Raw genomic sequence first — 13,911 nt, 5'->3', positions numbered from 1 at the left:
GAATGTCAATGGACAGCTGAAACTGCCCGTGGGCGGACAGGAGAACTGCCCGTTGGTGGCCAATAAGAACTGCCCAGTGGCGGACACGAATCTGCCCATGAGGGTGTGTCCGCCACTGGTCGGTGTGGCCGTTGTCAGCTCAAGGGTTTGACTCCTTTCCCGTGCAGGGCTTGGGCCAGGCGCACGGAGTCGCCGCTGGTTTGGCACAGGTGCGCGTGGTGCAGCAGCCGGTCGACGGTCGCGGTGGCCAACGTCTTGGGCATCAGGTCATCGAATCCGCTCGGATGCAGGTTCGACGAGATCGCCACCGAGCGGCGTTCGTAGGCGGCCTCGACGATGCGGTAGAGCCCTTCAGCGGCATCGGCTCCGACCGGAAGAAGTCCGACGTCGTCGATGACCACGAGCTCAGCACGCACGATCTTGGCTACCGCCTTGCCCAGGGAATCATCAGCGCGGTGCGCCCGCACGAGCACCCCGATCTGCTCGAGGGTGAACCACGCCACCGGCATCCCGGCTTCGATGACTTTCTGCCCGAGGGCTTCGAGGAAGAACGTCTTACCGGTGCCGGCGGGCCCGCAGACCACCAGGTTCTCCCGGCGCCCTATCCATTCCAGGGTCTGCAACGCTTGCTGGGTGGGCAGTGGGATCGAGGAGGCGCCCGGGTCCCACGCATCGAAGGTTTTGCCGGTGGGAAAGCCGGCGGCTTTGCGGCGGGCAGCGAGCATGGAGCGGGCTCGGCCAGCGGCTTCTTCGGTCAGCAGCGCTTTGATCACCTCGGTGGGGTCCCAGCGTTGCGCGCGGGCAGTGGCCAGCACATCGGCGGCGATCGCCCGGGCGTGCGGCAACCGCAGCGCCCGCATCAACGATTCCACCTCGGCCGGCAACTGCGCCGCAGCGATCGTCGTAGTCATGCGGTGCCCGCCTCGCCGGTGGTGATGATGGTGGCGCCGAACAGATTCCATCCACCAGTGCCTTGCGCCAGCGAGGTGTTTTCGCCCGCGCCGCGACGCGTCAGGTCCAGGCCTTTGGCCGCGAGGATGGAGTCGAGGTCGCCGGTGGCGAAGCGGCCGTGCACGGCGGCATGCCCCAAAGCCCAGTCGACATCAGCGCGGCCGGCCAACGCGGACAGTTCGACCGCGTGGGCCATCTTCTGCAGGATCCGTTCGGTGCCGACGGCGGCGGCTTCTTTGAGCCAGACTGCTGCGCCCGGGCCCAGGGCCAGGAATGTCTGCTCGGAGGCGGTGCGGGCCCGCACCCGGTAGTCCCCGGGAACCTTATCCCGGTGCTCGGGGAAATGGGCGTCGTCGATGGCGGGGCTGCCCGGTTGCGCGCGGCGGTGACGCGCCACTTCGACAGGACCGCGGTCATCGAGGGCACAGATCACCACTTCGTCGGTGCCCGCGTGGTGGCGGATCCACACCGTCTGCCCCAATAGTCTTGCCGGAACAGAGTATTGGCAATGCTCGAAGGTGACCATCGGGGTGTTGTCAGGAACCCGGCGGGTCACCCCCAACGCGGCGGTGTGGGGCAGATCGGGAATCGAGTGCAGGGCGGGCCGTTCCTGAGCGAGCATCTCGACCGGACGGCGGCCGGTGCTGCGGTGCACCCGGGCGTTGATCTCAGCGTTAAACCCTGCACACGCGGCCTCGACGTCGGCGAACGAGTCGTACTGGCCCAGCAGGTTCGTCTCGGTGGGAACGATGTCGGCCTTGGCCAGTTTGACCGCGTTTTCCACCCCACCTTTGGACGCCGGGTCAGCCGGTTCACAGGTCAATACCGAGATGCCGTAGTAGCGGCCGAAGGTGACCGCGGCGCGGTTGCGAACGGGGACGCCGGCGATATGCCCGGTGGTGACGGTCTTCTCGTTGTCGGTGAGCAGGTAGGTCGGGGCGCCACCGACGATGCGGAAGATGCGATCCAGCCCGGCGAACACGCTCGGTGCGGTGCGGTCGCGCAACGCGATCACCACCCGGTAGCGGCTCCACGCCAGCCACGCCACCAACAGCACGACTTTGCGCCCGGCCACCAGGGGGCCGTCGCCGAAGTCGTATTGCAGCCACAGTCCGGGCTCGGTGATCCACGGCCGGTGCACCCGGGAATTGCCCAGTCGCCATTGGGCTTTGATCTCGGCCAAGGCTCGTCGGGTGGTGCGGTCGGTGCCGGTATACCCCAACGCGACGAGCTTGTCGTGGGCTTTATCGCCGCGGATCTTTCCCTTCGAATCAGACACCCAGGCTTCCAGCAGGTCGCACCAGTCGTCGATCATCCGCGCCCGCCGCGTCGCCGGCGGCAACCCGGCGTTGGGGTCTTCGACCGCTTTCTTCACGGTGTGATGCGAGCACCCGCACAACTGGGCCGCGGCCCGGTAGGACCCGGTCAGGTCGTAGGCATTGAGTATTTCCATGAGTTCTCCGTCAGACTTCACGTAGGTCTCTCCTGCGGTTTTCGGCTCGACTGGACATCGACATCGAAACCGCAGGAGAGGCCGCCACGGCGCTGACGCGCCGCACGGCATCAAACAGGTCTGGGCAGATTCATGGCCGCCAGCGGGCACTTTCGTGTCCGCCGGTGGGCAGGTCTTATTGGCCGCGAATGGGCATTTTCATGTCCGCCTGTGGGCATTTTTTCATGTCCGCCGACACTCGAAGCTGAGGAGCTCACCAGTTCGGTCAGTGAGGTCAGGAACTACGTCACCGCAGCTGAGCGGGCATACGAACTCGTGGCCGAAGGGCAACCGATATCGGTTCGGATGCTCGAGGATTTACAGCGCGAACTCCTGCGTGGGACCGCCAGTGATGGCTCGCACGCGGGCAGCGTCCGCACCACTCAGGTTTTCATCGGACTCGGCAATCGGCGTGTCACGTCGGCTCGGTTCGTGCCGCCTCCGGCTGATCATCGGCTGCTCGACGGGTTGCGGCTGTGGCAGGACTGGATCCGGGAACCCAGCGCAATACCGACGATCATCCGAGTAGCGGTCGCGCACTATCAGTTCGAGACCTTGCACCCGTTTCATGACGGCAACGGCCGGCTGGGGCGTCTCGTCATGGCGCTGCAGTTGATGAGTGCTGGTGAACTGCGTTTTCCGGTCCTGAACATCTCACCGTGGCTGGAGCAACACCGCACCGAGTATCAGGACGGATTGTTGCGCGTGTCGCAGACCGGTGGATGGGACAGCTGGGTGTGCTTCGTTTCCGCGGCCATCCATGCCGAGGCCTTGGAAGTCGTTGAGCGAGTGGACAAGCTCCTGGCGCTCCGTGAGGAATTTCAGGTGATCTTGCGCGGAGCCAAAGGGGTCTCGCTCAGGATCGCTGACGACCTGATCGGTTACCCGATGATCACGGCGTCGGCTGCGGCAGCGTTGCACGGTGTTTCCTACCAGGCAGCGAACACCGCCATCACAAAATTGGTGGACAAAGGAATTCTGCGCCAACGAACTTCGGGCCGGTACGACCGAATATTTCAGTGTGACGGTGTGCTCGCGGCTCTAGAATACTGAGCATTCGTCGGCGTGCTGGCGCGATTCACTGGCATGGAACGGCTGGTCGGACCCCCTACGCAGGTGGGCTACCAAGACGATCCAGTCGGTTATGCGCGGCGCCTGAACGCAAAGCTGCAGCAGTTCATGGACGCTTACTCGACGGGCTTGCAACGCCAGATCACGACGGATCCGTAACCAAAGATCACGGCTGCGAATGGCCCTCGCGTTCCTCGCATTCCTCGCTTCCACTAGTAGCGCGTTGCTCATTATTTCTGCGTGGCGGTGTCCGCTACTGGGGTCCGCGTTGCTTTGGTGGGCCACCAGCTGGCTTCGCGTAACAGTGTGGCGATGGCGGGCACGGTGAGGGTGCGCACGAGGAAGGTATCGAGCAGCAATCCGAAGCCGATGATGAGGCCGGCTTGGATCATGATGGCGACTGAGCCGACCATGAGGCCGAACATGCTGGCGGCGAATATCAGACCAGCTGAGGTGATGACGGCTCCGGTGTTTGCCACGGTGCGCAGGACGCCGACGCGGATGTTGGTCCCGGATTCTTCGCGGAGCCGTGAGACGAGCAGCATGTTGTAGTCGGCGCCGACGGCGACGAGGATGATGAATGCCAGTAATGGTACGGGCCAAGCGATTTCGTAGCCCAGTCCCCATTGGAATACCACAACGCCGATGCCGAGCGAGGCGAGGTAGTTGAGCACGACGGTGCCTAAGAGGTAGAGCGGCGCCAGGAGTGCGCGCAGCAGTAGGACCAGGATGACGCCGACGATGATTATGGTGGCGACGGCCAGTTGTGCGAAGTCGGCCCATAGGAATCGTTGGATATCGGAGTTGACGGCGGGGAAGCCGGCGACGGATACGGTGGCGTCGGCGAGCGACGTGTTGGGTCGTGCGGTGTTGGCGGTGTCGGTGATGCGGCTGGCGAGCTCCATGGCTTCGACGCTGTAAGGGTCGTGGCTGCTTTCGATCATGAACCGCGCGGTCTTGCCGTCCGGTGAGAGGAATTGCTTGGCAACATCGGTGAATTGCCGGTTCTCGAATGCATTAGCGGGCAAGTAGAAACCGCTCGAGGAGTCGGAGTCCGCCGCTGCGCGTGAGGAATTCTGTAGTTGGGTGGCGATCTGGCTCATACCGGACAGCATTTCGATGTTGCTGTCGGCGAGGGTGCGGACACCGGTCGCGAGTGCTTGAGCGCCGGAGGCCAGCTGTCCGATTCCCTCCTGTAGTCGGCGGAGGTTGGTGGCCAGGTCGTCGGGATCACCCAGGGCTCCGAATGCCTTGTCCAGCGAGGCGACTGCGTTCTGGACGTTGGCGAGGGTGCCACCAACGGTGGCATTGGTCGCGGGATCGTAGCGGTCCCCGAGGTCGGCGATCTGGTCGAAGAATCCGCTGTCGCGCAGGCTGACCAAAATCTTCACCTGGTCACGAATTTGGGCGCACTGCGGGGTGGCGGCACACCACGGTGAGGTGTTGAGCGCGCCCACGAGTGGATCGAGCTGGGTGATCGCGTTCTGCGCCTGGTTGGCCAGCGGTCGCAGTCCTGGGCCGGATTGGATGGCTTGGTCGACGGCGGGGGCGGTGGCGGAAAGTTGTTGCAGCAGCGGGCGGAACTGGTTGACCTGAGTTCCCGCGGATTGAGCTTGGGTGAGGATTCCGGCCAGTGGCGCGAGGGCGGTGCGCACCGTGCCATCGAGTTGGGCGAGGCCGTCGGCGAGCTGGTCGGCGCCGCCTGTGAGTTTGGCGAGGTCGTCTTTGCGTGAGTTGCCCTCGGCGACCGCGCCGGCCATTTTGTCGCCGATCTGGCCGTTCTGCCAGGCCAGTTCTGCTTGGTCGAGGCGCTCCCCGGTGGGGCGGGTGACTCCGGACACCCTGGTGACGCCAGGGATCTGGGAGACGCGAGAGGCCATCTCGTCGAGATCGGCCAGCCCCCTCCCGGTCCGCATGTCGGTCGGGTTCTCTACGACGAGGAACTCGCTGATGACGACGTCCTTGCGGAAGTGGCGGTCCAGAAGTTGGTAGCCCTGGTTGCTGGCCGTGGTGTCTGGTTGTCCCTTGCGGTCGTCGTAGCTGATTTTGATGGTCGCAGCGGCTGCCGATAGGGCGAGCAGGATGGCCAGGCTGACGATCAGCAGTGGCACCGGACGGCGGACCACGGCGACGGCGACGCTGTTCCAGTAGCGGCGGGTGCGATCGGATTTGGGTTCACCGATGCCGCGTTTGGCGGCTAGCGACAGCACGGGTGGCAGCAGGGTGACGGTCGCCAGAAATCCGAACAGCACGGCGATGGCGCACGCGGGGCCCAGGGCGGCGAAGACGCTGAGCCGCGCGAAGACCATGGCCAAGAACGCGAGTGCCACGGTGGCGGCGGACGCCAGGATGACGCGCCCGATGCTGGCGGTGGCGTGGATGATCGCCTGATCGGCGGGTACTTGGGCGCGGCGCTGCTCGTGGTACCGGCTGATCAGAAAAACTGTGTAATCAGTTCCGGCGCCGAGCAGGATCGCCGTCATGAATGCGACGGTGAACTGGGAGACCGGCATGCCCATCTCGCCGAGGGCGGATAGCACGCCGCGCCCAACCGCCAGGCTCAACCCGATTACCAGCAGTGGCAACAGCGCGGTGAACACTGACCGGTAGACGATCAGCAAGATCAGGGCGATCACGCCGGCGGTAGCGATCGAGATCAACAGCAGGTCGTGCTCGGCGGAGGCGATCATGTCGCTGAAGGTCGCCGGTGGTCCCGTCACTTGGACGGTCGTGGTCGATCCGGTGAACACCTCCGCGGCGATGTCGCGCACCGCGTTCAAGGATTCGGCTGCCGTGGGGTCTCCGAGGGTGCCGGTGACACCGACGGGCAGATACCAGGCTTTGCGGTCGGCGCTGACTGCCTGAGCTTCGGTAATCGGATCGGCCAGCAGGTCCTGCACCAGCAGGACGTGGTCGCCCTCGGCCTGCAACCGGCGCACGAGTTCGCCGTAGCGCTGCCGTGCAGTTGGAGTCAAGCCAGTGGGGTCTTCCATGGCGACGAACACCATGGTTTTCGAGCCTTCTTCGCCGAACGCGGCGCTCATGCGGTCAACCGTCTGCAAGGACGGGGCGTCGCGAGGAATGAGGTCCACCGACTGTTGGCGCACCACGGTTTCCAGCTGTGGGAACAGCAGCGCGAGAACCACCGCGGCGCCTAGCCATACCCCGATGACGAGCGCTTTGTGTCGGAGGGTGAACCGGGCCAGGGTCGCCAACCGTTCGCTGTACTCGCGAGTGTCGGCCGGATCGGTGGATCCGTTGGCGCGCCGACCAGGCCGCTTGGCCTGGCTTGGGGCATCTGCACTGCCGTCGGTCACTTGGCCTCCACTGGTAGCGATACTGCCGGTATCGGTACGCTACCGCACGTAGTGCAAGTGGTGACGGCGACCGGTGGGGGCCTCGCTCAAGAGCGTCATGAGTCGACTCCCTACGGGATTGCAGCGGGCCAGTCGGCCGCGAATACCTGCACGGCGTGCAGGGCGCCTCCTACCGCCACCGTCGCCAGTGCCGCACGATCACTGCTGGGGGCGGGAATGACGATAGCCGCTGCCACGTCTCTGAGAACTCGAAGTTTGAGCGTTCTGATCGTCAATCGCTGCCCTCCGCGGAGTCCTATGGTGGCACGCGCCCCCATTGGGGGCGGATGCTACCAAAGTGTTGCGACCTACTGTGGTTTGCCAAGATGGACATGTGCGGACGCGGTCGAAGAGATGGGGCGGGCGTACCGGTGCTGAACGCCGGGCGGAGCGCCGTCAGCGCCTCATTGATGCCGCGACGGAAATCTGGAGTGAAAGCGGTTGGCCAGCAGTCACGATGAGAGGAGTGTGCGCCAAAACCGGCCTGAACGACCGTTACTTCTACGAAGACTTCAAGACCCGCGACGAGTTACTTGTCGCTGCATGGGACGGCGTGCGCAACGAGATGCTCGGTGAGGTTTCTGCGACGCTCGCAGAACGCATCGGGCAGCCGCCGATGGAGACCATCCGCGTGACCATCGCCGCGGTCGTCGACCGGATTGCAGAGGATCCGGGCAGGGCGAAGATTCTACTGGCTCAACACGTGGGCAGTTCCCCGCTTCAGGATCGGCGCGCTGTCGCACTGCAGGAGGCGACACACCTGGTGATCGCAGCCAGTGAGCCACACCTGAGGCCGGAAGCCGATGAAACCGCCCTTCGGATGGACACACTGGTGGCCGTTGGTGGCTTCGTCGAATTGATCACCGCATGGCATGCAGGTTTGCTTGACGTCATCCAGGGGGAGATCGTGGAGCACACGAGTCGGCTTGCCGAGACGCTCGCCGAACGTTATTTGGTCGACGACGCTGGCCTCTAATGTTGTACAGCGGCGTTCATGTGTTCAGTCCGGAATGAAGCAAGCGGAGGCACCTCGACATTCGCGAAGCGCGGCCGGGAGGCGCCAGAAGCTAACTCTGAGGTTTGGCTTTGGTCGTGGCCGACTCGACTGCGTTCTGCAGCAGCACATAGCTGCCGAGGCTGCCCAGGAAACCTGCGCAGTGCTGAACGAGTTCATCGGTGGTGAACTCGAGTTCTCCGTCGAGCCAGCGGCGCAAGACTTCGAATAACCCACCCACACCCAATGTCGAGGCCAAATGGGCAACGCCCACTGCGGAGTCGGCGATGTCAAGGTGAAGTCTGGCCTCACGCAATACGAGGTCGGTGAAACCGGTCATCATGTCGCTGCGTAACTCCCGAAGCAGCGGCTCCGTTGCAGATTCCACGAACAAGATCCGACCCAGTCGAGGATCATTGTTGATCATGCTGACCAGCCCGCGGATCGGCGCGTACGCGAGCACCTCGGGTGGGGCGCCGGCATCGGGGATCGCGTCAACTATCACCTCCTGGAAGGTTGCGTAGAGCTGCTGGTAGACAGCTCGCAAGAGGGCGTCTCTGTCAGGGAAATGCTGATAGAAGTAGCGTGACGTCACGCCGGACTCAGCGCATACGGCAGTCACCGTGGCGGCGGCAACGCCGTGCGTGCCGATCAACTCCATCGCGGCCTCGATGAGACGCGTGCGCCTGTTCCGGTGACGCTCCTCGGCGGACATCCCGCTGTACACCCGCACCGATCGCACAACGCATAGCTTGCCATCTAATTCTGACTAGGCGTAAAGTCAGATCATCAGTGCCCATGACAACAGGAGAACAACATGAGCGACGATTCGTCCACACGGCCCACCACGCGGGTCGTCCCGAAGCCCCGCCGTGTCCGATTCGACATGCCTGCTGGGACCAGTCGGCAGCACTTCGTCGATGGCGACTTGGTGATGAGCCACTTTGTGTCCACCTTGTCGGCCACGTTCCCCGAAGGCGAAGACTTCTTCATCCGGTCAGTCCGCGAGTACCGGGACCACATCAGCGACGCTGACCTGAAGGAGGCGGTCAAGGGATTCATCGCTCAAGAGGCCACCCACCGGCACCAGCATCGGCTGCTCAACGATCGCCTTCAAGCGATGGGCTATCCCACCGAGGGGATCGATCGGCATATCAAGAAGTTGGTTGGCCGACTCGAGAAGCGTTTTTCTCCCAAGATGCGCCTGGCTGTGACGGCAGCCCTCGAGCACTACACGGCGACATTCGCCGAGATCATTCTCACCAGCGACGAAGCTCAAGAACTGATCGGCTACACCGAGGTGCGGCCGATTCTGCTTTGGCACGCACTGGAGGAATGCGAGCACAAGGCCGTCGCTTTCGATGTCTACGAGACTGTCGGTGGAAGCGAACGCACCAGGGTCTGGGGAATGCGGATCGCCAGTCTCCTATTGTTCACCGAGTTGGTCATCCAGACCACCCGCTCTCTGGCCGGCGATCGTGCCGCCTACAACCCGGTGCGGTTGCTGCGCAGCCTTCGAGCCTTCCGTCATAACCCGCTGTTCAGCCGAGCAGCGATTGAGCGCTTCCGTTCCTACACCCACGCCGGGTTCCATCCCGACGACTGGGATAGCGCAGAAATCCTCGAACGTTGGACCAAGGAACTCTTCGACGCCGATGGCGGCCAACAGCTACGGAGTAACGTGTAGGTCGACAAGTACTTTTGTGGTGAAAGCCGCCATATGGAACGACCTCTTCACGAAGAAGTGCGTTGCGCCGTGGCCGCATCGCGCGTTCAGGCATTCCGCTGATGCGGGCGGAAGGGCCATTACCGCCGTCCCGTCAGCGTCCGAAGACGTCCCGGCAAATCTGCACACAAGTTGGCGCCGTGTCAGCGAGCGCGCATGTCTTCTACGAATTGCTGTCCGGAGTTGCGATGCCGTTCGCGTCGGTGATTGGTCCGGTGCCGGCAGCGACGGGTTGGGGCATGAGCACCGCAGTAGTACTTCGCATGGCGGAACGTGCCGATAAGCGTCACGAGGCTGTCCTCGGTGTTGTGAACGGCCTGTTCCTGACGACCGTGTTGGCTCACTTCATACACTGGCCGAAGCGCTGGAGATTTGGTGTGCCAAGCCTGTCCGAGTGCGAAGGACTATGCGGCCCAATCCTGGTGCCTTACAACGGTATTCTCTACATTTCGGGGCTCAGTGCTGTAGCCGGATTGCTGGAGAATGGTCGCCGAGGTGCGGTCCGTGGTGCGATCGTCCCGCTGCTGGGTGTTCCAGTTCTCCTTCGACTGCAGCGGATGGAATTCCGTCGGCTCAGTCTTCAGGCCCGGCGCAATCCTCGGTGGTGGAATCGCCGTCTGCAGATGCAACCGCCCGACCGTTCGACATCGTCAGATCCCGACCAACAGGTGCTAGGGGCAGAGTCATAGCACGGAGTCGACATGGCGAGCCGATCACCCTTCAGTCAACGGAGGGTCGAACTCCGTCAGGGGGCCATCCTTCGAGGCCGTCTTCTAGCGGCACGTGCAAGGACCGCAGCAGCGCTGAGAACAATCTCCAATTCCCGATCGCGGCGACGAGTTCGACGAGGACGGCCGGGTCCCCGTGCAACGCGCGCTGACACTCAGCCCAGGTTTCATCCGAGATGGTGCCGTCACGCAACGTCTCGTCTGTCGCCGCCAGTACCGCCCGCTCGGCTTCGCCGAAGTGGCCGGCGTTCTGCCAGTCGCGCACCCCGAGCAGGTCGCGTTCGGGCACATCGAGCAAGCGGGCAACCCTCCAGTGTTGCGTCCACTCATAGACCGAATCAGTGACGGCATTCCCCCGAGACCGTGGAGGCATCAGCTATAAGGAGTAGCGATGTCAGAGAAACGGAAGAAGTACGACCGGGAGTTCCGTGAGGGGGCTGTTCGGATCGTGCGTGAGACGGGTAAGTCGATCGCTGCGGTGGCGCGGGACCTGGGGATCCACGAGGGCACTTTGGGCAATTGGGTGGCCCAGGACCGCGAGGCTCGGGAGGGCCGGGGCGAGTTGACCCGCGACGATGTCGAGGAGCTCAAACGCCTGCGCAGCGAGAACGCTGAGCTGCGGATGGAGCGTGATGTCCTCAAGCGATCAGTGGTCCTGTGGGTGAAGGAGGCGACGAAGTGAGCGTGGCACGCTTCATCGCCGACCAGAGGACCAAATACCGTGTGCCGCATACGATTACGTGTGTGCTGTTGGGTGTGAGCGTGTCGTGGTTCTACAAGTGGATCACCCGTGCTGAGTCCGCCGATGGGTTGCACACCGCCACCGAGCGGCGCCGCGCGCAGCTCGACGCCGCGGTGGCTGAGGCGTTTGCCAAGGCCAAGGGTTTGCATGGTTCGCCGCGGCTGGTCGCTGACCTGCGTGATCTGGGCTGGCAAGTCTCGGAGAAGACGGTTGTCAATGGACAGCTGAAACTGCCCGTGGGCGGACAGGAGAACTGCCCGTTGGTGGCCAATAAGAACTGCCCAGTGGCGGACACGAATCTGCCCATGAGGGTGTGTCCGCCACTGGTCGGTGTGGCCGTTGTCAGCTCAAGGGTTTGACTCCTTTCCCGTGCAGGGCTTGGGCCAGGCGCACGGAGTCGCCGCTGGTTTGGCACAGGTGCGCGTGGTGCAGCAGCCGGTCGACGGTCGCGGTGGCCAACGTCTTGGGCATCAGGTCATCGAATCCGCTCGGATGCAGGTTCGACGAGATCGCCACCGAGCGGCGTTCGTAGGCGGCCTCGACGATGCGGTAGAGCCCTTCAGCGGCATCGGCTCCGACCGGAAGAAGTCCGACGTCGTCGATGACCACGAGCTCAGCACGCACGATCTTGGCTACCGCCTTGCCCAGGGAATCATCAGCGCGGTGCGCCCGCACGAGCACCCCGATCTGCTCGAGGGTGAACCACGCCACCGGCATCCCGGCTTCGATGACTTTCTGCCCGAGGGCTTCGAGGAAGAACGTCTTACCGGTGCCGGCGGGCCCGCAGACCACCAGGTTCTCCCGGCGCCCTATCCATTCCAGGGTCTGCAACGCTTGCTGGGTGGGCAGTGGGATCGAGGAGGCGCCCGGGTCCCACGCATCGAAGGTTTTGCCGGTGGGAAAGCCGGCGGCTTTGCGGCGGGCAGCGAGCATGGAGCGGGCTCGGCCAGCGGCTTCTTCGGTCAGCAGCGCTTTGATCACCTCGGTGGGGTCCCAGCGTTGCGCGCGGGCAGTGGCCAGCACATCGGCGGCGATCGCCCGGGCGTGCGGCAACCGCAGCGCCCGCATCAACGATTCCACCTCGGCCGGCAACTGCGCCGCAGCGATCGTCGTAGTCATGCGGTGCCCGCCTCGCCGGTGGTGATGATGGTGGCGCCGAACAGATTCCATCCACCAGTGCCTTGCGCCAGCGAGGTGTTTTCGCCCGCGCCGCGACGCGTCAGGTCCAGGCCTTTGGCCGCGAGGATGGAGTCGAGGTCGCCGGTGGCGAAGCGGCCGTGCACGGCGGCATGCCCCAAAGCCCAGTCGACATCAGCGCGGCCGGCCAACGCGGACAGTTCGACCGCGTGGGCCATCTTCTGCAGGATCCGTTCGGTGCCGACGGCGGCGGCTTCTTTGAGCCAGACTGCTGCGCCCGGGCCCAGGGCCAGGAATGTCTGCTCGGAGGCGGTGCGGGCCCGCACCCGGTAGTCCCCGGGAACCTTATCCCGGTGCTCGGGGAAATGGGCGTCGTCGATGGCGGGGCTGCCCGGTTGCGCGCGGCGGTGACGCGCCACTTCGACAGGACCGCGGTCATCGAGGGCACAGATCACCACTTCGTCGGTGCCCGCGTGGTGGCGGATCCACACCGTCTGCCCCAATAGTCTTGCCGGAACAGAGTATTGGCAATGCTCGAAGGTGACCATCGGGGTGTTGTCAGGAACCCGGCGGGTCACCCCCAACGCGGCGGTGTGGGGCAGATCGGGAATCGAGTGCAGGGCGGGCCGTTCCTGAGCGAGCATCTCGACCGGACGGCGGCCGGTGCTGCGGTGCACCCGGGCGTTGATCTCAGCGTTAAACCCTGCACACGCGGCCTCGACGTCGGCGAACGAGTCGTACTGGCCCAGCAGGTTCGTCTCGGTGGGAACGATGTCGGCCTTGGCCAGTTTGACCGCGTTTTCCACCCCACCTTTGGACGCCGGGTCAGCCGGTTCACAGGTCAATACCGAGATGCCGTAGTAGCGGCCGAAGGTGACCGCGGCGCGGTTGCGAACGGGGACGCCGGCGATATGCCCGGTGGTGACGGTCTTCTCGTTGTCGGTGAGCAGGTAGGTCGGGGCGCCACCGACGATGCGGAAGATGCGATCCAGCCCGGCGAACACGCTCGGTGCGGTGCGGTCGCGCAACGCGATCACCACCCGGTAGCGGCTCCACGCCAGCCACGCCACCAACAGCACGACTTTGCGCCCGGCCACCAGGGGGCCGTCGCCGAAGTCGTATTGCAGCCACAGTCCGGGCTCGGTGATCCACGGCCGGTGCACCCGGGAATTGCCCAGTCGCCATTGGGCTTTGATCTCGGCCAAGGCTCGTCGGGTGGTGCGGTCGGTGCCGGTATACCCCAACGCGACGAGCTTGTCGTGGGCTTTATCGCCGCGGATCTTTCCCTTCGAATCAGACACCCAGGCTTCCAGCAGGTCGCACCAGTCGTCGATCATCCGCGCCCGCCGCGTCGCCGGCGGCAACCCGGCGTTGGGGTCTTCGACCGCTTTCTTCACGGTGTGATGCGAGCACCCGCACAACTGGGCCGCGGCCCGGTAGGACCCGGTCAGGTCGTAGGCATTGAGTATTTCCATGAGTTCTCCGTCAGACTTCACGTAGGTCTCTCCTGCGGTTTTCGGCTCGACTGGACATCGACATCGAAACCGCAGGAGAGGCCGCCACGGCGCTGACGCGCCGCACGGCATCAAACAGGTCTGGGCAGATTCATGGCCGCCAGCGGGCACTTTCGTGTCCGCCGGTGGGCAGGTCTTATTGGCCGCGAATGGGCATTTTCATGTCCGCCTGTGGGCATTTTTTCATGTCCGCCGACAGA

General features: G+C 64.2%; 12 protein-coding genes and 1 pseudogene. 6 read left to right on the top strand and 7 right to left on the bottom strand.

All coding sequences use genetic code 11. The features are described 5' to 3' along the window. Positions 1 to 134: 134 nt before the first annotated feature. Together ACZYY4_RS22935 and istA (ACZYY4_RS22930) are read right to left on the bottom strand one after the other, a co-directional pair. Positions 135 to 911: an ATP-binding protein gene (locus tag ACZYY4_RS22935; RefSeq protein ID WP_463812317.1), complete on the bottom strand. Its 777-nt coding sequence runs from the start codon at positions 909 to 911 to the stop codon at positions 135 to 137. Continuing rightward, positions 908 to 2,425 (bottom strand): IS21 family transposase, encoded by a 1,518-nt coding sequence (istA, locus tag ACZYY4_RS22930; protein WP_463812316.1) that lies wholly within the window; start codon positions 2,423 to 2,425, stop codon positions 908 to 910. Before istA (ACZYY4_RS22930) ends, ACZYY4_RS22935 begins: the two co-directional genes overlap by 4 nt. Before the next feature lie 111 nt (positions 2,426 to 2,536). Between istA (ACZYY4_RS22930) and ACZYY4_RS22925 the strand changes: the two genes are divergently transcribed. Next, positions 2,537 to 3,496, top strand: a complete 960-nt coding sequence (locus ACZYY4_RS22925; RefSeq protein ID WP_463812321.1) for a Fic family protein — start codon at positions 2,537 to 2,539, stop codon at positions 3,494 to 3,496. 248 nt (positions 3,497 to 3,744) lie between these two features. Here ACZYY4_RS22925 and ACZYY4_RS22920 read toward each other — a convergent pair whose 3' ends face one another. Further along, positions 3,745 to 6,831 (bottom strand): MMPL/RND family transporter, encoded by a 3,087-nt coding sequence (locus ACZYY4_RS22920; protein ID WP_463812320.1) that lies wholly within the window; start codon positions 6,829 to 6,831, stop codon positions 3,745 to 3,747. Between the two features lie 373 nt (positions 6,832 to 7,204). Between ACZYY4_RS22920 and ACZYY4_RS22915 the strand changes: the two genes are divergently transcribed. Next, positions 7,205 to 7,846, top strand: a complete 642-nt coding sequence (locus ACZYY4_RS22915) for a TetR/AcrR family transcriptional regulator (protein ID WP_463812319.1) — start codon at positions 7,205 to 7,207, stop codon at positions 7,844 to 7,846. A 91-nt stretch (positions 7,847 to 7,937) separates the two neighbouring features. On the opposite strand, the gene ACZYY4_RS22910 is transcribed toward ACZYY4_RS22915, so the two are convergent. Beyond that, entirely contained in the window at positions 7,938 to 8,579 is a 642-nt protein-coding gene (locus ACZYY4_RS22910; protein WP_011895470.1) for a TetR/AcrR family transcriptional regulator, read from the bottom strand. 102 nt (positions 8,580 to 8,681) lie between these two features. Here ACZYY4_RS22910 and ACZYY4_RS22905 point away from each other — a divergent pair, with 102 nt between their 5' ends. Continuing rightward, positions 8,682 to 9,551: a metal-dependent hydrolase gene (locus ACZYY4_RS22905; protein ID WP_105387184.1), complete on the top strand. Its 870-nt coding sequence runs from the start codon at positions 8,682 to 8,684 to the stop codon at positions 9,549 to 9,551. 179 nt (positions 9,552 to 9,730) lie between these two features. Further along, positions 9,731 to 10,279 carry a hypothetical protein gene (locus ACZYY4_RS22900; RefSeq protein WP_052537336.1) on the top strand — a complete coding sequence of 183 codons (549 nt, stop codon included), beginning with the start codon at positions 9,731 to 9,733 and terminating at the stop codon, positions 10,277 to 10,279. Positions 10,280 to 10,310: 31 nt separating this feature from the next. Here ACZYY4_RS22900 and ACZYY4_RS22895 read toward each other — a convergent pair. Beyond that, a pseudogene (locus tag ACZYY4_RS22895) lies at positions 10,311 to 10,664 on the bottom strand (carboxymuconolactone decarboxylase family protein); the annotation flags it as partial. A gap of 45 nt (positions 10,665 to 10,709) precedes the next feature. Here ACZYY4_RS22895 and ACZYY4_RS22890 point away from each other — a divergent pair. Then, positions 10,710 to 11,000: a transposase gene (locus ACZYY4_RS22890; RefSeq protein WP_318996503.1), complete on the top strand. Its 291-nt coding sequence runs from the start codon at positions 10,710 to 10,712 to the stop codon at positions 10,998 to 11,000. Next, the gene (locus tag ACZYY4_RS22885; protein ID WP_463812318.1) at positions 10,997 to 11,419 is read left to right on the top strand and encodes a hypothetical protein; all 423 of its coding nucleotides are present in this window, start codon (positions 10,997 to 10,999) and stop codon (positions 11,417 to 11,419) included. Before ACZYY4_RS22890 ends, ACZYY4_RS22885 begins: the two co-directional genes overlap by 4 nt. Here the strand turns inward: ACZYY4_RS22885 and ACZYY4_RS22880 are convergent. Together ACZYY4_RS22880 and istA (ACZYY4_RS22875) are read right to left on the bottom strand one after the other, a co-directional pair. Then, positions 11,403 to 12,179 carry an ATP-binding protein gene (locus ACZYY4_RS22880; RefSeq protein ID WP_463812317.1) on the bottom strand — a complete coding sequence of 259 codons (777 nt, stop codon included), beginning with the start codon at positions 12,177 to 12,179 and terminating at the stop codon, positions 11,403 to 11,405. The two genes, ACZYY4_RS22885 and ACZYY4_RS22880, sit on opposite strands and share 17 nt — an antisense overlap. After that, positions 12,176 to 13,693 carry an IS21 family transposase gene (istA, locus tag ACZYY4_RS22875; protein WP_463812316.1) on the bottom strand — a complete coding sequence of 506 codons (1,518 nt, stop codon included), beginning with the start codon at positions 13,691 to 13,693 and terminating at the stop codon, positions 12,176 to 12,178. The genes ACZYY4_RS22880 and istA (ACZYY4_RS22875) overlap by 4 nt, the downstream gene beginning before the upstream one ends. Positions 13,694 to 13,911 lie beyond the last annotated feature (218 nt).

Source organism: Mycobacterium sp. IDUB_21 (assembly GCF_055419425.1).
Note: the sequence above shows the minus strand (reverse complement) of the source record. Positions and strands in the feature narration are given on the sequence as shown.